Origin of the sequence: Shinella yambaruensis, assembly GCF_022899355.1 — a bacterium.
GTDB lineage: Bacteria > Pseudomonadota > Alphaproteobacteria > Rhizobiales > Rhizobiaceae > Shinella > Shinella yambaruensis.
In genome coordinates this window covers 520,803-540,551 of sequence record NZ_JALJCK010000002.1, presented here as the reverse complement: position 1 = coordinate 540,551, position 19,749 = coordinate 520,803, and the positions used below count along the sequence as shown (strand labels likewise).

The following is a 19,749-nucleotide window of genomic DNA, read 5'->3' as shown; positions in this document are numbered from 1 at the left end:
GCGCCCACGGCAAGGCTGCTTCGCCCTGCTGCGGGACCTGCGCTATTTCATGTAGGTCCGGATGACCCCGATCAGCTCCTCGCCGCCCTGAAGACAGTCCGCCTTCGTCTCGGCTTCCATCACGTGATGGCGCAGATGGTCCTCCATCACTTCCGCCGTCAGGCCGCCGAGCGCGCCGCGCACGGAGGCGAGCTGGCGCATGATCTCGGCACAGCCCGCCTCGCCTTCCAGCGCGCGTTCGATGCCCTCGATCTGGCCGCGGATGCGGCGCACCCGGGCGATCAGCTTGTCCTTCTGCTGGATGGTGTGGCTCATGCGGGATCGCCTTTCGAATCCATAATATAGGGGGGTATACTATGGATTCTCCGATCCGGAAAGGCCCGGAGGCCTTCCCTGCCGCAGGATCAGGCTTTCACGCGCGCACCGGCCGGGTCGTAGAGCGGTTCGAGGTGGATCTTCGCCGGCGTGCGTTCCATGGCGACGACGAGCTCGTAGTCGCCGCCCGTCAGGAAATCGTCGTCCACACCCTCGGCGCGGCGCACATAGCCGTAGCCGACATTCTTGCCGAGCGTATAGCCGTAGCCGCCGCTGGTGAGGTAGCCGACGGGCTCACCGTTGCGCAGGATCGTCTCGCGGCCGACGAGCACGATGTCCGGATTGTCGACCGTGAAACCGGCCAGCGCCTTCTTGCGCTTTTCGCCCTGCAGGGCCTCCAGCGCCCGGCGGCCGAGGAAATCGGTGTTCTTGCGCAGCTTCACCGCCCAGCCGAGGCCGGCATCGAAGGGCGTGTCGTTCGGCGTGATGTCCGAACCCCAGGCGCGATAACCCTTTTCGAGGCGCAGCGATTCCAGCGCGCGATAACCGACCGGGCGGATACCGAACGGGGCACCGGCCGTCATCAGCGCATCGAAGACCGTGCCGATGGCCTCGATCGGCACATGCAGCTCCCAGCCGAGCTCGCCGACATAGGTAACGCGCAGCGCCCGCACGACATGGCCGGCAAGCACGATTTCCCGCACATGGCCGAAGGGGAAGCCGGCATTGGAGACATCGGCATCGGCAAGCGCGGCCAGAACGTCGCGCGCCTTCGGCCCCATCAGCGACAGCGTGCCGAAATCCTCGGTTACATCGCGGAGCGTCACGTCGAGGCCACCGGGAAGATGATCCGTGATCCAGCCGAGGTCATGGGTTCGGAAGCCCGTGCCGGTCACGATGTAGAATTTCTCCTCGGCGAGCCGCGCCACCGTCAGGTCCGCCTCGATGCCGCCGCGGCTGTTGAGAAGCTGCGTATAGGTCAGCCGCCCCACCGGCTTGCCGACATCGTTGGCGCAGATCCAGTCGAGCGCCTTCAGCGCGTCCGGCCCCGTCATCTCGTATTTGGCGAAGGAGGACTGGTCGAAGATACCGACGGCCTCGCGCACATGGCGGTGCTCGTCGCCGACCGTCGAGAACCAGTTCTGCCTTCCCATCGAATAGACGTCCCGCGCCTCCATGCCCTTCGGCGCGAACCAGTTCGGCCGCTCCCAGCCAAGCTTGGAGCCGAACACCGCGCCATGCGCCTTCAGCCGCTCGTAGAGCGGCGAGACAACGCGCGGGCGGCCGCTCTCATATTCCTCGTGCGGAAAGCCAATCGTGTAGTGCTTGCCGTAGGCTTCCAGCGTGCGGTCGAGCACCCATTGCCGGTCGCGATGCATGCCGGCAAAGCGGCGGATATCGACCACCCAGAGATCGAGCGGCGCCTCGCCGTCGATCACCCATTGCGCCAGAACCCAGCCCGCCCCGCCACCCGAGGCGATGCCGAAGGCGTTGAAGCCCGCGCCGACGAACATGTTGCTGCATTCCGGCGCCACGCCGAGGATGAAGTTGCCGTCGGGCGTAAAGCTCTCCGGCCCGTTGATCATCTGCTTGACGCCGACCTTCTCCAGCGCCGGCACGCGGGCGATCGCCTCCACCATATGCTGCTCGAAATGGTCGAAATCGTCGTCGAAGAGCCGGTAGGCCCACTCGTCCGGCACGTCGCCGGTCGTCCAGGGCTGCGGGTTCGGCTCGTAGCCGCCCATGACGAGCCCGCCGACCTCCTCCTTGAAATAGGTACGGCGATCGGGATCGCGGATCGTCGGCGCGTCGGTGGCGAGCCCCGGCACGGTTTCCGTGATGATATACTGGTGCTTGACCGGCTGCAGCGGCACGTTGATGCCGGCCATCGCGCCCACTTGCCGCGCCCACTGGCCGGCGCAGTTGACCACCTTTTCGCAGGCGATGTCGCCGCGCGTCGTGCGCACGCGGCGAATGCGCCCGTCCTCGATGTCGAAGCCCGTGACGCGCACGTTCTCGACAATCTTCGCGCCGTGCATGCGCGCGCCCCTTGCGAGCGACTGGGTGATGTCCGAAGGGCTCGCCTGGCCGTCCGTCGGCAGCCAGCTTGCGCCGACGAGGTCGCCGACCTCCATCAGCGGCCACATGGCCTTGACCTCCTGCGGCGTCAGGAGGTGCATTTCCATGCCGAAGCTCTTGGCCGTGGTGGCGAGGCGGCGGAACTCCGTCCAGCGGTCCTGGTTGGTGGCAAGCCGCAGGCATCCCGTCATCTTCCAGCCGGTCGCAAGGCCCGTCTCGGCTTCGAGGCCCTTGTAGAGATCGACGGAATATTTCAGCACCCGGGTGATCGACGCCGAGGAGCGGAGCTGGCCGACGAGGCCGGCCGCATGCCAGGTCGAACCCGAGGTCAGCGTGCCCTGCTCCAGGAGGATCACGTTCGCCTTGTGGTCGCGGGCGAGATGATAGGCCGTCGAGCAGCCGATGATGCCGCCGCCGATGACAACGATCTCAGCATGGGATGGCAGGGTCATTTGGCGTGTTTCCCGTATTTTGTTCTGTAATGGTCGAGCGCCCTATCGAGACGATCGAGATTTTCGGCGGTGTAGCCGACATAGTCGGCGCCGGGGGCTGTCAGGTGGAGTTCGGAGACCATGCTCCACATCGCCTCGCGCAGCAGCGAGGCGCATTGCATGGCGGCATGCGAGCGAAGGATCGCCGGGTCGGGGGCGCCGGCGAAATAGGCGGCGAGGAAATCCTCCGCCTCGTCGGGCGAAAGCCCGGCATTGGAGGTGGCGCCGGCAAGGTCGAACATGGCGGTGGAGAAGCCGGCATATTCGAAGTCGATCAGCCAGAGCCGCGCGCCGTCGTCGAGAATATTGGCCGGCAAGAGGTCGTTGTGCGCGAAGACGATGGGCAGCGGCGCCTGTGCCGCCTCCAGTTCCTCGGCAAGCGCCAGATAGCCCGGAAGGTGCGGCTTCATGCGGCTGCCGCCCTCCCGCAGCGTGCGGGCATAGTCGCGCACCACATGGAAGGGCCAGAAGAGGAAGGCGGCGCCGCTCACCTCCTGCGGCATCTCGTCGTGGAACCGGCGCAGCAGGTCCGCCACGCGCCGCCGCTCGGCGGCGACATCCGCGGCGCCGAATGTCTTCGCGCCGAGGAAGGCCGAGACCATGACGCCGGGCTCGGCGTAGCGCACCTCCGGGCCGAAGCCGGCCGCATGGGCCGCCCGCGCCGTCATCAGCTCCCGCTCACGGAAGACATGGTGGAAAGGGTAATCCCGGCCGAAGCGCACGACATGACGCCCCGCCGCATCGCTGACGAGATAGCTCTCGTTGCTGATGCCGCCCTTCAAGGGCGCGATCTCGATGCGGCCCGCCCAGCAGGGCAGAGCGCGGACGCGGTCCTCGACGGCGCGGCTGAGCTCGACATGGCCCTCCATCAGCTCATCCTCTCGCGGATGCGGTTCGCGCCGGCGGAGATCAGCCGGTCGGCGATGATGGCGATGAAGGCGATCGAGAGGCCGGCGACGATACCGCGGCCCGTATCGGCCTTGGTGAGCGCGATATAGACCTCCTGCCCGAGATCGCGCGTGCCAACCAGTGCGGTGATGACCAGCATGGAGAGGGCGAACATGATCGTCTGGTTGAGGCCGAGCAGGATTTCCGGCAGCGCCAGCTTCAGCTTGATCTTGGCGAGGATCTGCCCGGACGTGCAGCCCATGGCGCGGCCCGCCTCCACCACGCGCGGATCGACGCGCTGGAGACCCAGCACCGTGTAGCGGATCGCCGGCACGACGGCATAGGCGACGACAGCGATCATCGCGGTGAAATCGCCGACGCGGAAGAGCATGACGACGGGCATGAGATAGACGAAGGACGGCAGCGTCTGCAGCGTGTCGATGACGAGCTGGAGCCAGCGCCACAGCCGTTCGCGCTCGGCCGCCAGGATGCCGAGCGGCACGCCGATGAGGCAGGCGAAGACGACGGAGATGCCGCACAGATAGACGGTGATCATCGCCTTCTCCCATTGCCCGGTCGCGGCGATCAGGAAGGAAAGCACGCCGACCAGCGCGGCAAGGCGCAGGCCGCCCAGCCGGTAGCCCGCCAATGCCAGCAGCGCGACGACACCGGCCCAGGGAAGGTCGCCGAGCAGCCGCTTCAGCGGCACGAGGATGTTCAGGAGGATGACGTTGCGGATCGCCTCCAGCGCGTCGAAGAAATTGACGTTGATCCAGCGCACCACTTCGGACCAGAAGGTGCCGGTGGAGACCTGCCAGCGTTCCGGGAAGCTCTGCAGTGCCGGCATGGCAAGCCCGGCGAGGAAGGTCGCGACGACGATCGTCAGTGCGGCGACGAGATAGGGGTGGCGGGAGACGAAGCCGCCGCCCGCCGCGATGCCGGCTGCCGGCCGGCCGGCCTTTTCCGCATAGGCCTGGCTCAACCGGTCGAGCGCCACGGCGAGCGCGACGATCGCCAGCCCCGCTTCGAGGCCTGCGCCGATATCGAGGCGGCGGAGCGCGGCGAGCACGTCGAAGCCGAGGCCGCCGGCGCCGATCATCGAGGCGATGATGACCATGTTCAGCGAAAGCATGATGACCTGGTTGACGCCGACCATCAGGCTGTCCTTGGCAGACGGCACCATGACCTTCCAGGTCATCTGCCGCCGGCTGCAGCCGACCATGTTGCCGAGGTCGCGGATCTCCGCCGGCACGGAGCGCATGGCGAGGATGGTGACGCGCGCCATCGGCGGCAGGGCATAGATCAGCGTCGCGACGATCGCCGCCGTCGGGCCGAAGCCGAAGAAGACGAGCACGGGCACGAGATAGGCGAAGACCGGGATCGTCTGCATGAGGTCGAGAACGGGAACCAGCATCCGCTCGAAGAACGGCCAGCGCCAGGCGGCAAGGCCGAGCAGGAGGCCGGCCAGCACGCCGATCGGCACGGCGACGACGATGGAGGCGAGCGTCACCATGGCGCTCGTCCACTGGCCGAAGATGACAAGGAAGCCGAAGCAGGCCGTGACGAGCGCGGCGAGCCGCGCACCGCCGGCATGGTGGCCGATCAGCGCGACGATGGCGAGCACCGCAAGCCAGGAGAGCGGCGGCAGGTGCTGCACGGCGCTCGAGCCCTGCCCCGACAGGAGGCCGCTCGACAGGAGGCCGAGCGCCACCCGGTAGGGAACGTCGATGATATCGGCGAGGAAGCGGGTAAGGTCCGTAAAGGTGAAGAGGCCGAAGCTCGCCTCGTCCACCAGCCATTTCGCCGCCCTGCCGATCCAGCGCGCCGCCGGGATCTCGAGGGCGCGCGGATAGGAGAAGGCCCATTTCGCAAAGCCCTCGCCGAACTGCCAGAAGAGGACGAAGAGGGCGAGCGCGAGCGGCCACAGCCAGCGCGCCCGCGCCGCACCGCGCGAGGCCGGGTTTTCCGGGATCGGCTCGGAGACGGGCTGGAGGACGGGGAAGGACGCGCCCATGCCGTCAGCCCCGCATCATCACGTCGACGACCGCCGCACGGTCGATGAGGCCGACGGGCGTTCCCGCCCCGTCGACCGCGGCAAGCGTCTCCGCGCCGCGCGAAAAGAGCGGCGCGGCCTCGGCCACCGGCGCATTCGCACGGATCGAGGCCGGCGGCAGCGTGCCGTTCAGCGGCCGCATCAGGGCGGCCACCTTGACGACCTTGGCCCGGGCGACGCTGCGGGTGAACTCCGCCACATAGGGCGTCGCCGGGTTCAGCACGAGATCCTCGGGCGTGCCCGCCTGCACGATCTCGCCGTCCTTCATGATGGCGATGCGGTCGGCAAGGCGGATCGCCTCGTCGAAATCGTGGGTGATGAAGACGATGGTCTTCTTCAGCACCGATTGCAGGCGCAGGAACTCGTCCTGCATCTCGCGGCGGATCAGCGGGTCGAGCGCGGAAAAGGGCTCGTCGAGGAACCAGAGCTCCGGTTCGGCGGCGAGCGAGCGGGCAATGCCGACGCGCTGCTGCTGGCCGCCGGACAGCTCGCGCGGGAAGGCGTTCTCGCGGCCGGAAAGACCGACGAGGTCGATCATGCGCCGCGCCCGCTCCTCGCGCGCTGCCCGCTCGATGCCCTGGATCTCCAGCGGAAAGGCGACATTCGCCAGTACGGTGAGGTGCGGCAGCAGGGCGAAATGCTGGAAGACCATGCCCATCTGGTGGCGGCGGATCTCGATCATCCGCGCCTCGCTTGCCGCAAGCAGGTTCTCGCCGTTGAAGAGGATGTCGCCGGAGGTCGGCTCGATGAGGCGCGAGAGGCAGCGCACCAGCGTCGACTTGCCCGAGCCGGATAGGCCCATGATGACGAAGATCTCGCCCTCGCGTACCTCGATATTGACGTCGCGCACCGCGCCGACGGCGCCGGCCGCGCGCAGGTCCGCGCTCGTCAGCCGCGCGGCCGAAGGGCCGGCCAAGGATCTGCCGCCTGCGCCAAAGATCTTCCAGACGCCGCGGCAGACAAGTTTCGGTTCGCTAGAGGCCATCGTCATTCCGGTCGCGTGATCGAAACGCGGTCCCTAAGGGACCGCACGAAAGGCGCCCGGCCTCCCCTGCTGGCGGAGGGCCGGGCCTTGCGCGCTACTTCTTGATCCAGCCGGACCAGCGCGCTTCGTTCGCCGCCATCCATTCGGCGACCACCTCGGAGACCTTCTTGCCGTCGAGGTCCACCTTGGTGATCATCGCCCCCATCTCGTCATTGTTGACGTTGAACGCCTTGATGGCGGCATAGGCGCCCGGCCACTTGTCCTTGACGCCGGACCAGCCGACCTTCCAGATCGGGCCGAAGGGCTTGCCGCAGTCATAGGCGGCATCGGGGTTCACGCCGGCCGCCGGGTCCTCGTAACATTCCTTCGAATAGGGCGGGAACTCGACCCACTCGCCCTGGTATTTGGCCGGCGCCCAGTGCGGCGCGTAGATCCACAGCAGGATCGGCGCCTGGCGCTGGTAAGCGCTTTCCAGCTCTGCGAAGAGCGCGGCGTCCGTGCCGGCATGGATCACCTCGAAGGGCAGGTCCAGCGCCTCGACGCGCTCGTCGTCGAAACCGCCCCAGGTGACGGGGCCGCCGAGATAACGGCCCTTCGGCGCGGTCTCGGGGATCGAGAAGGCTTCCGCGCAGGCCTCGCTCTTCAGCGCCTCCCAGTTCGGCAGGCCGGGGCATTTCTCCTTCATATAGGCCGGATACCACCACTCTTCCTTGGCCTGCATGCCGGTCTCGCCGAAATTCTCGACCTTGCCGGTGGCCGTCGCGGCGTCCATCGCGTCGCGGCCGGTGGTTTCCCACATCTCCATGGCGACATGCAGGTCGCCGGTCTCCAGGCCTGCGAACTGCGCGAGATAGTCGGCCTGGACATATTCGACGGAATAGCCGGCCTTCTTCAGCACCTCGCCCATGATTTCCGTGGTGATGAGCTGGCCCGTCCAGTCGTGCAGCGTCAGCTTGATCGGATCGGTGGATTCCTGCGCCGCCGCGGGCGCAATCGTGAAGGCCGCGGACAGGCAAAGCGTCGCGGCGAACAGTCCTGGCAGGCGAATAGGTTGAAACATGCGTGATCTCCCGGTCGCACTTTGAAGTCGATGCTTTCTGATGCGCCGGATGCCGTTCCCCGTACTTTTGTATCTGTCGGCCTGCGCATAGTGTAGATCACACGCTGGATGAAAGCGGCTGTCAATCCTGAAATGTGGCTTTTTCTGCCTTTGTGACCGAATCTGCGGCTTTCTTGCCAGATGATCCGTCTAGGATTATGAAGCAGGAGAACGCATGCGGACATGACGACGATGAACCACTCCAAACGCCACAACGACATTCTGAGGCTGCTCCAGCAGGACGGCACGGTGACGATCGCCGACCTCGCCAGGAAACTCGACGTTTCGCTGGAAACCGTGCGGCGGGACATCAAACCGCTGACGACGAACGGCACCGTGGTGAAGATGCACGGCGCCGTGGCGCTGCCCTCCGTGGTCGGCGAAGCGCCCTTCGAAAAGCGCATGCGCGAGAACAGCGAGGCAAAGAAGGCGATCGCCGTCGCCATGGCCGCGACGATCCGCGACGGTGATTCGATCATGCTCGATACGGGCACGACGACGAGCTACCTCGCCCGCGAGCTGCTGGGCCACCGGCGGCTGACGGTCGTGACCAACTCCTCCGACATCGCGCGCACGCTTTCGACGGTCAACGACAACCGGGTCTACATGGCGGGCGGCGAGCTGCGCAGCGACAATGGCGCGGCCTTCGGCGTCTCGGCGATCGAGTTCATCAACCATTTCACCGTCGGCCATGCGGTCATTTCCACGGGCGCGATCGATGCCGCGATCGGCGTGATGGACTACGACCTGGAGGAAGCGGAATTCGCACGTGCCGTGGTCGCGCGCGGCAAGCGGGCCGTCGTCGTCACCGACCATACGAAATTCGGCCGGCAGGGGCTGGTGCGCGTCTGCGAATTCAGCATGCTGACCGATCTCTTCACCGACAAGGCGCCGCCCCGCGATGTCTCCGCCGCCCTGAAGGCGGCCGGCGTCAACGTCGCGCTGGCGCGCTGACGAAAAAGCGGCCCGGCGAATATTTCGCCGAACCGCTTTGGATCCTGCCGAGAGGCGGGACGATCAGTTCATCGCCGACCACTGGCGCTCGACTTCCTGTGCGTCCTTGTTCAGATGCACATGGGCATCGACATGGTCGACCCAATCGAGGGGGATCAGGTGGTGCTGGCCGTCCTTCGAATCGCTCTTGGTGAGCTTGATGCGGCTGTCGCCTTCCATGTGGTCGACGGTGCCGACATGGCGGCCATCGGCGGCGCGGACTTCCATATGTTCACGAATTTCGCTTGCAGCGACCATGGAAATTCTCCTTTCAGGTCAAATTCACCCGAAAGGAACGCGGGGAGCCTTGCGTGGTTCCCCGCGCCGCAAAGCCTTGTGGCTAGTAGGCGCTTTCGTAGGCGGCGCAGATCTCGGCCTGCGTCTTGCCGGCAAGATAGGCGATCTCGCCTTCCTTGTGCTTGACGTAGACGTCGGCAAACCCTTCCGGAAACCAGCCGCAGACCGTCGCATTGCCGCGAAACCGCTGGAGCGCGGCCTCCAGCGTCTGCGGCAGGCGCACGTAACCGCGCGCGGCCAGCGCCTCGACGCCCAGCAGCGAAAGGTCCTCCTGCGTCGCCTCCGGCACGGCCAGCCCCTCCTCGATGCCCTGTACGCCGGCATGCACGATGGCGGCGAGCGCCAGATGCGGGTTGGCCGCACCGTCGGCGGCGCGGAACTCGAAGTTGAACTGGGCCGCGCGGGCGATGTCGCTGATGTCGGAAACCGGGCAGATGCGCACCGAGGCCTCGCGATCGCGGAAACCGAGATTGTTGAAGGCGGCGCTCCAGCGATGCGGGGTGAGGCGCAGGTACGAGACGACGCTCGGCGCGGTGATGGCGACGATCGAATCGAGATATTTCAGGATTCCGGCGACGAATTTTCCGGCGACGCCGGAGAGCTCGTGCTTGCCGGCCGGATCGTGGGTGACGGGATTGCCGGCCGCATCCAGCATGCTCATATGCACATGCACGCCGTTGCCGACGCCCGCCGGATCGCGGATCGGCGTGAAGGTCGGGTCGTAGCCGAGTTCGCGGGCGACGAGGCCGACGAGTTCGCGGGTGATCAGCGAGTGGTCGGCGATGGTCACGCCCTTCTGCGGGCCCATCGTCACCTCGAACTGGCCGGCGCCGAATTCCTTTAGGATGGTGTCGGGCGTCACGCCCGCCTCCCGCATCGCCGCGATGATCGCCTCGCAGAAGTGCCGCTCCTCCTGGAACCCGCCGAGCGTGAAGGCCTTGCCGATATCGGAGACGAGGTGCTTGATCTGGAACTCGTGCTCGAAGGCGCCGTAGAGCGTGACGCCCGCCACCCTTTGCAGACGATCGAGCGCCGCCTCGAGGATCGAACGCGTGCAGAACTCCCACGGCCGGCCATCGGTATAGCGGATGTTGCCGATGACGAAATTCTCGTTCGGCGCCCCCTCCTCGCTCTCGATGCTGACGCGCGTCGCGGGATCGGGAATGAGCACGAGGTCGCCGAGCGAGCCGAACGGGCTTTCGGCGATGTTGTCGAAGCAGGTGATCTGCACGTTGGTCGGCGTCCAGCCGACGCCGCGCTTCAGGCGTTTGTCCATCTGCGCCAGCGGAAAGGCCTTGCCGCGCACCTTGCCCGAAAGGTCGCCGCAGCAGGCGACCATCATTTCCTCACGTTTCATCGGCGTCCCCGTTGATCTGGTCATAACCCGGCATCGAAAAGCGGATGCCGTCCCAATCCTTGATGCGTTTTTGCGTCGCCTCCCAGTCGGCCTCCGAGACGCGCACGATCAGCGCCTCGACGAGCGCCATGGCGGCGGCCACCGTATCCCAGGCCGTGCCGGCATCGATCGGCAGCGCGACGATATGGTCGGCGCTGCGCGCGGCCGGCGACATCCACTTGTCGGTGACGACGACGATGGTCGCGCCACGCTTCTTGGCGATCGTCTCGGCAAGGCGCGCGAGGCTGAGCTGGTAGCGCCGGAAATCGAACAGCAGCACGACGTCCTTCCGGCGCATGCGCAAGACGTGCTCCGGCCACATTTCCGGATTGTCGGACATGTGATAGATGCCGCTGCGGATCTGGCGCAGGTGGATCGACAGGAACGCCGCGACATTGTCGCTGACGCGCCCGCCGAGCAGGAAGATGTTGCGCGCCGGATCGGCGAGCAGGTCGGCGAGAATGTCGAACTGCGCCTGCGACACCGTCGCCGTCATCTCCTGCATGACCGCCGAGACGCGCGCCACATATTCCGACAGGAATTCCGAATGGCCGACCGGCTTCTGGCTCGATTTCAGGTCGAGCGGCGAGCGCTGCCCTTCCTTCAGCTCGGTGATCAGCTGGCGCTGCAGGTCCTGGAAGCCGCCGCAGCCGATCTTGCTGACGAAGCGGGTGATCGAGGGCGCGCTGACACCGGTCTTGGCCGCCAGCTCCTGGATGCTTTCGAGGCCCGTGAAGGGATAATCGGCAAGAATGGCATTGGCGATCTTGCGCTCGCTGGCGGTCAGCTGCGCTGCCGCATCGCGGATCCTCGTGCGGATCGTCGTCGACGACTTCCCATCGCTCATTGGCGTTCGTTCCCCTGGTTGGCCCGAATATTCGCGCCATGAAAAAAATTAGTCAAATGGAAAAACTAGATTGACTATGATCTAAAAATTTCCTTGACTGCCCAACATGGAAGCCCGCATCGGCGGGCGCATGGCGGATCCCATCTCATGCTCAGGTTCGCAGACCGCGATACGACCAGATTGCTGCAGGCGGGCGACCCGGAACCCGTGGAGTGGATCAATTCCGCCGGCGCCTCGTCGATCTTCCTGACCTGCGAACATGCCGGCCGCGTCATTCCGGCTACCCTCGGCGACCTTGGCATTCCTCCCGCGGAGATGGACCGCCACATCGCCTATGACGTCGGCGCGGAGGGCGTCGCCCGCGGCCTTGTCGATCGCCTCGACGCCGCGCTCATCCTGCAGCGCTACAGCCGTCTCGTCATCGACTGCAACCGTCCCTTCGAGGCGAAGGATTGCGTCGTCGGGGAGAGCGACGGCACACCGGTGCCGGCGAACGCCGATGTCACGGATCTCGACCGCCGCCGCCGCTATGTGGAAATCCACCAGCCGCTGCACGAGGCGATCGCCGTGGCGCTCGACCAGCGGCAGGCGACGGGAAAGCCGCTCGTCCTCGTCTCGGTGCACAGTTTCACGCCGATCATGCGCGCGACGGGCGCGACGCGGGACTTCGAACTCGGCCTGCTCTACAACCGCGATGCCCGCCTTGCCGAGCGGCTTGCGCAGACGTTCCGCGCCGCCAATCCGGACGTCACCGTCAAGCTCAACGCACCTTATCACGTCGACGACATCTCCGACTACACGATCCCGGTGCACGGCGAGCGGCGCGGCATAGCGCATGTGCTTCTGGAAGTGCGCAACGACCTCATCAACGATGCCCGCGGGCAGGAGGAATGGGCAGGCCGCCTCGCCGGCCCCCTCCGCCTTGCGGCAGACAGCCTCGAAGGAAACGCCTGATGGCCGCTGACCATCTGACCACCCGCGACGTGCCGCTCGATCCGGCCGCCTCCGCCATCCTCTTCATCGACGTGCAGAACTTTTCCGTGCGCCGCGAGGGCGGCGAGTTCAAGGACGTGTCCGAGGCCGATATCGCGGGAAAATACGGCTATTATTTCAAGCGCATCCACGAGGTCGCGATCCCGAACATGCAGCGCCTGCTGGGAGGCTTCCGCAAGGCCGGCATCGAGGTGCTGCACACCACGATCGAAAGCCTCACCAGGGATGGCCGCGACCGCAGCCTCGACTACAAGATCACCGGCTTCAACGTGCCGAAGGGCTCGTGGGACGGCAAGGTCATCGACGAGCTGGAGCCGCTGGAGGACGAGATCGTCTTCCCGAAGAGCTCGTCCAGCGTCTTCGTCTCCACCCATATCGACTACATACTGCGCAACCTCGGCGTAAAACAACTCGTGCTGTGTGGACTTCTGACCGACCAGTGCGTGGAATCGGCCGTGCGCGATGCCTGCGACCTCAACTATCTCGTGACGCTGGTGCCCGATGCCTGCGGCACCTATTCGCAGGAGCGCCACGACACCTCGCTGAGCGCCATCAAGGGCTATTGCCGGCAGGTCTCTACCGATGCGTTGCTGAAGGAGATCGGGCAGTAGGGCCCACAGACGAACCGACGGGACGGAAACGAGGAGCATCCGAAAGCGGGCCGCAGAACACAACAAAAGACCGGGCCGCGCGACACTTCACTGCCGAAAGGCATCAAAAAGGGGAACGACCATGATGAAGACTTCCAAACTGCTTCTGGCGGCCGCAAGCCTTGCGCTCGCCGCCTCCGCGGCCTTTGCCGAGGACGACAAGATCGTCATCGGCGGCGCGCTCTCGATGACGGGCATCCAGGCGCCGCTCGACACGCCCGGCTACAACGGCGCGCAGGTCGCGGTGAAATATCTCAACGACAATGGCGGCGTGCTCGGCAAGCAGGTCGAGTTCATCAACATCGACGGCAAATCCGATCCGGTGACAGTCGGCAACGTCGCCGTCGAGCTGATCGACAAGGGCGCCCAGGTCATCGTCGCGCCCTGCGATTTCGACTTCGGTTCGCCGGCGAGCCGCGAGGCGCAGTCGGCCGGCCTCGTCGGCATCTCGACCTGCGCCTCCGATCCGCTCTACTCTTCCTGGTCGCTCGGCGACAAGCAGTTCACGCTCTCCATGTGGAACACCACGATGGGCGCGACGGCAGCCGATTTCGCCTTCAAGGAGAAGGGCTGGAAGACGGCCTATGTCGTCACCGACCAGTTCATCGCCTACACCAAGTCGCTGTCGAAGTATTTCGTCGAGCAGTTCAAGGCCGATGGCGGCGAGATCATCCTCGAAGACACCTACACGAACGGCGACAACAACTTTTCCGCCCAGCTCGCGCGTCTCCAGGCGCTCGGCAAGAAGCCGGACGTGATCTTCGTCTCGTCCTACGGCACGGATATCGGCGTGATCATCCGCGCGCTGCGCGAAGTCGGCTATGACGCGCCGATCCTCGGCGGCGACGCCTATGACGACCCGGCCATGCACGAGGCGCTCGGCGAAAAGTTCGGCAACGACGTCTACTTCGTCACCCATACCTGGATGGGAACGGGAGCCGATCCGGAAATGGAGAAGTTCATCGGGCTCTACAAGGAGATGTTCGGCAAGGACCCGGACACGTCCTTCGTCTCGACGGGCTGGGACACGATCATGATGATCGCCGAGGCGATCAAGGCCGCCGGCACGACGGAAGGCGCCGCGCTCGCCAAGGCGCTGGAGGACGGCCAGTTCAAGCTCCTGACCGGCGACCTCGACTACGGCACGGCCGAAGAGGGCCACGTTCCGAACAAGGCGGCGGCGCTCATCGAGCTGAAGGGCGGCAAGCCGACCTTTGTGGGCTGGCGCAAGCCGGAATCCCTGCCGAAGCCCTGATCGTACTTTACGGGCCGGCTGCCAAAGCCGGCCCATCACCTTCGGAAAAGCCATGTCTGAAACGCGCCTCGCGGTAAACGACGTGTCGGTGGAATTCACCGGCCTCCGCGCCCTCGACCATGTGTCGCTCTCCGTCCTCACCGGCGAGGTCGTCGGCCTGATCGGTCCGAACGGCTCGGGCAAGACGACGCTCATCAATGCCATCACCGGCCAGGTGAAGCTGGCGGGCGGCACGATCACCGCCGGCGACACGACCCTTTCCGGCCTCTCGCCGCGCCAGATCGCCCTTGCCGGCGTCAGCCGCTCCTTCCAGATCGTGCGCCTTTTCAACACGATGACGGTGCTGGAGAATGTCGAGGCCGCAGCACTGGCGAAGGGCGCCTCCCGCGCCGTCGCCACCGAGCGCGCGAAAAACCTTCTCGACGAACTCGGCCTATCGGCGAAGGCGGACGAGCTGGGCGAAAGCCTCAGCTACGGCGACAAGCGCCGCGTCGAGATCGCACGGGCGCTCGCCGCCGAGCCGCGCTTCCTGCTGCTCGACGAGCCCGCCGCCGGCATGAACGACGCGGAGACGGAAACCCTGCTGCATACCCTCTCCGAACTGCCGAAGAAACGCGGCCTCGGCCTTCTCATCATCGATCACGACATGGGCCTGATCATGCGCCTCTGCCACCGGCTGCACGTGCTCGCCTCCGGCCGCACCATCGCGGAAGGGGACGCCGCCCATGTCCGCAGCCATCCGGCCGTCATCGAGGCCTATCTCGGCAAGGGGGCGGCCCATGCTTGAGATCACCGGCCTCTCCGTCAATTACGGCACGATCCGCGCGGTGCGCGGCATCAGCCTCACCGTCGCCAGGGGCGAGCTGGTCAGCCTGCTCGGCGCGAACGGCGCGGGCAAATCCTCGACCATCAAATGCATCGCCGGTGCGCTGAAGGCGGCGGGCGGTACGATCACGCTCGAAGGCCGGGACATCACCGCCGCCAATCCCGAACAGGTCATCCGCGCCGGCCTTGCCACCGTGCCGGAAACCCGCGACGTCTTCCCGGACCTGACGGTCGCCGAAAACCTCATGCTCGGCGCCTATATCCACCGCCGCGACCAGGCCGGCAACCGGCAGAACCTCGAAAGGCTGCACACGCTCTTCCCGCGCCTCGCGGAGCGGTCGAACCAGCCGGCCGGGACGCTTTCGGGCGGCGAGCAGCAGATGCTCGTCATCGCCCGCGCGCTGATGGCCCGGCCGCGCGTCCTCCTCCTCGACGAGCCCTCGCTGGGTCTTGCGCCCGCCATCGTCGAGCGCATCTTCGAGATGATCGAGACGCTGAAGAAATCCGGCCTCACCATCCTTCTCGTGGAGCAGAACGTGAACCAGGCGCTCTCCATCGCCGACCGCGCCTATGTCATGCGGCTCGGCGCCATCGTCGCCTCCGGCACTGCCGAGGAGATCCGCTCGGGCAGCGATCTCAGCGCACATTATCTGGGAGGCTGATTGCGATGGCTTTCACGATCCAGTTCGTCATCGACGTCCTCAGCCTCGGCGGGGCCTATGCCCTCATGGCGCTCGGCCTCGTCATCATCTACGGCATCCTGCGGCTGGTGAACTTCGCCTATGGCGAACTCATCATGGTCGCCGGCTACACCATGTATCTTTCCAGCGGCTCGGGCCTGCCCTGGCTCGTCATGGCGGCGCTCGCCGTCGCCATGGCGGTGCTCTTCGGCATCCTCACCGACTATGCCGCCTTCCGCCCGGTGCGCGCCAAATCGGTGACGGCGGTGCTGATCACCTCCTTCGCCTTCTCCAACCTATTGCAGAACGCCGCCCTCCTCTTCATCTCGCCGCGCCCGCGCAACGTGCCCCTGCCGGACATCTTCTCCCAGACCGTCTCGATCGGCGGCGCGATCACGCCGGTGCGCAACCTCATCACCATCGCCGCCTCCATCGTGCTGCTCGCCGCCGTCGCCTTCCTGATGCGCAGGACGACGCTCGGCATCGCCATGCGCGCGGCCGCCACCAACTTCACCATGGCCCGCATGCTCGGCGTACCGGCGAACCTCATCATTTCCTCGGCCTTCGCCCTCTCCGGCTTCCTTGCCGGCGTCGTCGGCATCCTGTGGATCGGACGCATCGGCACGGTCGTGCCGGGCGTCGGCCTCGAACCGCTGCTCGTCGCCTTCATCGCCACCGTGATCGGCGGCATGCGCAGCCTTCCGGGCGCCGTCGTCGGCGGCTTCCTCCTGGCGCTGATCGATACGACGCTCAACTACACCCTGTCGCAGGATCTCCTGAAGTTCCGCGACGCCTTCACCTTCAGCCTCGTCATCCTGATCCTGCTCTGGCGCCCGCAGGGCCTCATCAAGGGCCCGGCGAGCGGACAGCGAACCTGAGGAGCGGAGACCATGAAACATTCCTATCTCACCGCCCTCGTCCTCATCGCCGTCATCGCCGCCATCGCCATCGGCAGCCAGCTCATCGGCATCCGCCTCTACGACCGGATCGCCACCAACCTCCTGATCTCGCTGGTCCTCGTCGTCGGCCTGCAGACCTTCATGGGCAATTCGGGCCTGCTCTCCTTCGCCCATATCGGCTTCATGGGCCTCGGCGCCTACACCTCCGCCGTTCTGACCATACCTGCCCAGATGAAGGGCATGGCGCTGCCGGACCTCTACGACTTCATGAAGGTGGTGGAGATCTCGCCGCTGCTGGCCATGCTGGCTGCGGGCGTGCTCGCCGCGGTCGTGGCGGCCGTCGTCGCCTATCCGCTGATGCGGCTTTCGGATGCGGCCTCCGTCATCACCTCCTTCGCGCTGCTCGTGGTGCTCTACACCGTCATGAACAACTGGAGCGCCTTCACCAACGGCCCGCGCACGCTCTTCGGCCTGCCGAAGACGACGGACCTGCCGATCGCCGCCATCGTCGCGGCCGTCGTGGTGGTCGTCGCGCTGCTCTTCAAGGAATCGCGCACCGGCAAGCTGCTCCGCGCCTCCCGAGAGGACGAGGTCGCCGCCGCCGCGCTCGGCGCGAATATCCCGCACCTGCGCTGGCGGGCCTTCATCCTCGCCGCCTTCATCGCCGGCATCGGCGGCGCGCTCTGGGGCCACTTCATCACGTCGTTCGCGCCGAAGGCCTTCTACCTGAAGGAGACCTTCCTCATCATCACCATGCTGGTGATCGGCGGGGCGAACACGGTGACCGGTGCCGTCGCCGGCACCATCCTCATCACGTTTGCCTATGAGGGCCTGCGCGGCACCGAGGGCGCGCTGAACGCCACCGCCATCGGCGCGGGCCAGGTCGTCGGCCTCACCGAGATCGTGCTGGCGCTCGCCATGATCGCCGTGATGATCGTCAAGCCCGGCGGCCTCTTCCCGAACCGCGAGATCGGCCACATCCTCACCCGCGCCCGCCGCAAGAAGGAGACAGTTGCATGAGCTGGAAGACCGCCTACCGTTCCTTCTACTACGCCAATGCCGAGGCGCCGGACGACATCATGCTCGATCCGCAGACGACCGCGCTGCTCGTCATCGACATCCAGAACACCTATCTCGACCCGAAGGACACGCCGGAAGAGACCGCCCGCTGGCAGCCCTTCTACGATCGTATGCGCAAAACGGTGATCCCGAACACCGCACGCCTCATCGAAGAGTGCCGCAAGCGCAAGGTGGAGGTCATCTTCGCCCGCATCGCCTGCCTGAAACCGGACGGCCGCGACCGCTCGCTCAGCCAGAAGAAACCCGGCTTCAACTACCTGCTTCTGCCGAAGGACCTGCCCGAAGGCCAGGTCGTGCCGGAGCTCGAACCGCGTCCCGACGAGATCGTCATCACCAAGACGACCGACAGCGCGCTGACCGGCACGAACCTCCGCCTGATCCTGCACAATATGGGCATCAAGGACGTCATCTGCTGCGGCATCTTCACCGACCAGTGCGTCTCCTCCACCGTGCGCAGCCTCGCGGATGAGAGCTTCGGCGTGGTCGTCGTCGACGATTGCGGCGCGGCGGCGACGGACGAGCTGCACCGGCGGGAGCTGGAGATCATCAACATGATCTATTGCCACGTCGTCCAGCTCGACGAGGTCCTGACCTTCTTCAAGTAACGAGGAGAGCGACATGTCCGGCCTCTACGCCCGCGAAAGCCGATCGGTCTCGACGATGGCGCATCTGCGGTTCTTTCCGCAGGCGGTGGTCGGCGGAAGCGGCGCGTACCTCACCGGCGACGACGGCCGCAAACTCCTCGATTTCGCCGCCTCCTGGGGCGCGGCGAGCCTCGGCCATTCGCATCCCGCCCTCCGCGAGGCGGTGAACCGCGCGCTTTCCGACCAGGCGGGTGCAAGCTATCTCTCCACCGCCAACGAGCCCTCGGTGCTGCTCGCCGAAAAGCTGCTCTCCCTCGTGCCGGAACGCGCCCGCGGCCGCGTCTGGTTCGGCCATTCCGGCTCGGACGCCAACGAGACGGTCGCCCGCATGGTCGTCGCCGCCACCGGCCGGCCGCGCATCCTCGCCTTCAACGGCGCCTATCACGGCGGCACCGTCGGCTCCATGGCCGTCTCCGGCCATCCCGCCCAGCAGGGCGCGCGGGCGAAGGGCCTGACGCTCGTGCCCTACCCCAACAGCTACGCCGCCGGCAGCCCCGAAGCCGCGAAGGACGCCGCCCTCGCCCATCTCGAAACCCTTTTCGCCACCGAGATCCCGCCGCAAGAGGTCGCCGCCTTCTTCATAGAGCCGATCCAGTCGGACGGCGGCATGCTGGTGCCGCCGGACGGGTTTTTCAAGCACGTGGAAGCGCTCTGCCGCACACACGGCATCCTCATCGTCTCCGACGAGGTGAAGGTCGGCCTCGGCCGCAGCGGTCGCTTCAACGCCTTCGAGCATTGCGACATCGAGCCCGACATCGTCGTCTTCGGCAAGGGCCTCGGCGGCGGGCTGCCGGTCTCGGCGGTGGTCGGCCCGGAGGCGATCCTGAACCACGCCGTCGCCTTCTCGCTGCAGACCGTGCACGGCAATCCGGTCTGCGCCGCCGCGGCGCTCGCCGTGCTGCAGACCATCGAGCGTGACCATCTCGTCGCCAATGCGGGACGGACAGGACGCATGCTGCGCGAGGCGCTCGACCGCCTCGCCGCCCGCCATCCTCTGATCGGCGACGTGCGCGGCCGGGGCCTCGCCCTCGGCGTCGAGCTTGTGGCGGATGGCGCACCGGCCGCGCGGCAGACGGCGCTGACGGTCTACCGCGCTTTCCAGCTCGGCCTCGTGCTCTACTATGTCGGCGTCAACTCCAACGTGCTGGAATTCACGCCGCCGCTGACCTTGACGAAGGCGGAAGCCCAGGAGGGCGTCGCGATCCTCGACCAGGCGCTCGCCGATGTCGCGGCGGGCCGGGTCGATGAAGCACTGCTCGCGGATTTCGCCGGCTGGTAGG

Annotated in this window: 19 protein-coding genes; 10 read left to right on the top strand and 9 right to left on the bottom strand. The window is 66.3% G+C overall.

Annotated features, from left to right (window positions below; translation table 11 throughout):
- Nucleotides 1-42: 42 nt before the first annotated feature.
- The 6 genes from MUU56_RS06440 to MUU56_RS06415 all read right to left on the bottom strand — a co-directional run bounded on the left by MUU56_RS06440 (nt 43) and on the right by MUU56_RS06415 (nt 7,871).
- A complete protein-coding gene (locus tag MUU56_RS06440; RefSeq protein ID WP_064332969.1) occupies nt 43-315 on the bottom strand; it encodes a metal/formaldehyde-sensitive transcriptional repressor in 273 nt (90 codons plus the stop codon).
- An 89-nt stretch (nt 316-404) separates the two neighbouring features.
- Nucleotides 405-2,846: a GcvT family protein gene (locus MUU56_RS06435; protein ID WP_244766480.1), complete on the bottom strand. Its 2,442-nt coding sequence runs from the start codon at nt 2,844-2,846 to the stop codon at nt 405-407.
- Nucleotides 2,843-3,754 (bottom strand): phosphotransferase, encoded by a 912-nt coding sequence (locus MUU56_RS06430; RefSeq protein WP_244766479.1) that lies wholly within the window; start codon nt 3,752-3,754, stop codon nt 2,843-2,845. The genes MUU56_RS06435 and MUU56_RS06430 overlap by 4 nt, the downstream gene beginning before the upstream one ends.
- Nucleotides 3,754-5,787: an ABC transporter permease gene (locus MUU56_RS06425; protein ID WP_244766478.1), complete on the bottom strand. Its 2,034-nt coding sequence runs from the start codon at nt 5,785-5,787 to the stop codon at nt 3,754-3,756. The genes MUU56_RS06430 and MUU56_RS06425 overlap by 1 nt, the downstream gene beginning before the upstream one ends.
- Nucleotides 5,788-5,791: 4 nt before the next feature.
- A complete protein-coding gene (locus MUU56_RS06420; RefSeq protein WP_244766654.1) occupies nt 5,792-6,811 on the bottom strand; it encodes a quaternary amine ABC transporter ATP-binding protein in 1,020 nt (339 codons plus the stop codon).
- Nucleotides 6,812-6,905: 94 nt separating this feature from the next.
- Complete coding sequence (locus tag MUU56_RS06415) at nt 6,906-7,871, bottom strand: ABC transporter substrate-binding protein (protein ID WP_244766477.1); 966 nt, start codon at nt 7,869-7,871, stop codon at nt 6,906-6,908.
- Between the two features lie 231 nt (nt 7,872-8,102).
- Here MUU56_RS06415 and MUU56_RS06410 point away from each other — a divergent pair, with 231 nt between their 5' ends.
- Entirely contained in the window at nt 8,103-8,864 is a 762-nt protein-coding gene (locus MUU56_RS06410; RefSeq protein WP_244766653.1) for a DeoR/GlpR family DNA-binding transcription regulator, read from the top strand.
- A gap of 63 nt (nt 8,865-8,927) precedes the next feature.
- Here the strand turns inward: MUU56_RS06410 and MUU56_RS06405 are convergent, their stop codons facing one another.
- The 3 genes from MUU56_RS06405 to MUU56_RS06395 all read right to left on the bottom strand — a co-directional run bounded on the left by MUU56_RS06405 (nt 8,928) and on the right by MUU56_RS06395 (nt 11,443).
- Complete coding sequence (locus MUU56_RS06405) at nt 8,928-9,161, bottom strand: DUF2171 domain-containing protein (RefSeq protein ID WP_244766476.1); 234 nt, start codon at nt 9,159-9,161, stop codon at nt 8,928-8,930.
- Between the two features lie 82 nt (nt 9,162-9,243).
- Nucleotides 9,244-10,557: a type I glutamate--ammonia ligase gene (locus MUU56_RS06400; protein WP_244766475.1), complete on the bottom strand. Its 1,314-nt coding sequence runs from the start codon at nt 10,555-10,557 to the stop codon at nt 9,244-9,246.
- Nucleotides 10,547-11,443, bottom strand: a complete 897-nt coding sequence (locus MUU56_RS06395) for a MurR/RpiR family transcriptional regulator (RefSeq protein ID WP_244766474.1) — start codon at nt 11,441-11,443, stop codon at nt 10,547-10,549. Before MUU56_RS06395 ends, MUU56_RS06400 begins: the two co-directional genes overlap by 11 nt.
- A gap of 147 nt (nt 11,444-11,590) precedes the next feature.
- Here MUU56_RS06395 and MUU56_RS06390 point away from each other — a divergent pair, with 147 nt between their 5' ends.
- The 9 genes from MUU56_RS06390 to MUU56_RS06350 all read left to right on the top strand — a co-directional run bounded on the left by MUU56_RS06390 (nt 11,591) and on the right by MUU56_RS06350 (nt 19,748).
- Nucleotides 11,591-12,397 carry an N-formylglutamate amidohydrolase gene (locus MUU56_RS06390; protein ID WP_244766473.1) on the top strand — a complete coding sequence of 269 codons (807 nt, stop codon included), beginning with the start codon at nt 11,591-11,593 and terminating at the stop codon, nt 12,395-12,397.
- Complete coding sequence (locus MUU56_RS06385; protein WP_244766472.1) at nt 12,397-13,047, top strand: cysteine hydrolase family protein; 651 nt, start codon at nt 12,397-12,399, stop codon at nt 13,045-13,047. The genes MUU56_RS06390 and MUU56_RS06385 overlap by 1 nt, the downstream gene beginning before the upstream one ends.
- A gap of 121 nt (nt 13,048-13,168) precedes the next feature.
- Nucleotides 13,169-14,341 carry an ABC transporter substrate-binding protein gene (locus MUU56_RS06380; protein ID WP_244766471.1) on the top strand — a complete coding sequence of 391 codons (1,173 nt, stop codon included), beginning with the start codon at nt 13,169-13,171 and terminating at the stop codon, nt 14,339-14,341.
- A 52-nt stretch (nt 14,342-14,393) separates the two neighbouring features.
- Nucleotides 14,394-15,128, top strand: coding sequence for an ABC transporter ATP-binding protein (locus MUU56_RS06375; RefSeq protein WP_244766470.1), 735 nt, complete (start codon nt 14,394-14,396; stop codon nt 15,126-15,128).
- The gene (locus MUU56_RS06370; RefSeq protein WP_244766469.1) at nt 15,121-15,828 is read left to right on the top strand and encodes an ABC transporter ATP-binding protein; all 708 of its coding nucleotides are present in this window, start codon (nt 15,121-15,123) and stop codon (nt 15,826-15,828) included. The genes MUU56_RS06375 and MUU56_RS06370 overlap by 8 nt, the downstream gene beginning before the upstream one ends.
- A 5-nt stretch (nt 15,829-15,833) precedes the next feature.
- Nucleotides 15,834-16,724 carry a branched-chain amino acid ABC transporter permease gene (locus MUU56_RS06365; protein ID WP_244766468.1) on the top strand — a complete coding sequence of 297 codons (891 nt, stop codon included), beginning with the start codon at nt 15,834-15,836 and terminating at the stop codon, nt 16,722-16,724.
- A 12-nt stretch (nt 16,725-16,736) separates the two neighbouring features.
- Nucleotides 16,737-17,765 carry a branched-chain amino acid ABC transporter permease gene (locus MUU56_RS06360; RefSeq protein ID WP_244766467.1) on the top strand — a complete coding sequence of 343 codons (1,029 nt, stop codon included), beginning with the start codon at nt 16,737-16,739 and terminating at the stop codon, nt 17,763-17,765.
- The gene (locus tag MUU56_RS06355; RefSeq protein WP_244766466.1) at nt 17,762-18,430 is read left to right on the top strand and encodes a cysteine hydrolase family protein; all 669 of its coding nucleotides are present in this window, start codon (nt 17,762-17,764) and stop codon (nt 18,428-18,430) included. The genes MUU56_RS06360 and MUU56_RS06355 overlap by 4 nt, the downstream gene beginning before the upstream one ends.
- 13 nt (nt 18,431-18,443) lie before the next feature.
- On the top strand, nt 18,444-19,748 hold the full coding sequence (locus tag MUU56_RS06350; protein WP_244766465.1) for an aspartate aminotransferase family protein: 1,305 nt from the start codon (nt 18,444-18,446) through the stop codon (nt 19,746-19,748).
- Nucleotide 19,749: the final 1 nt, after the last annotated feature.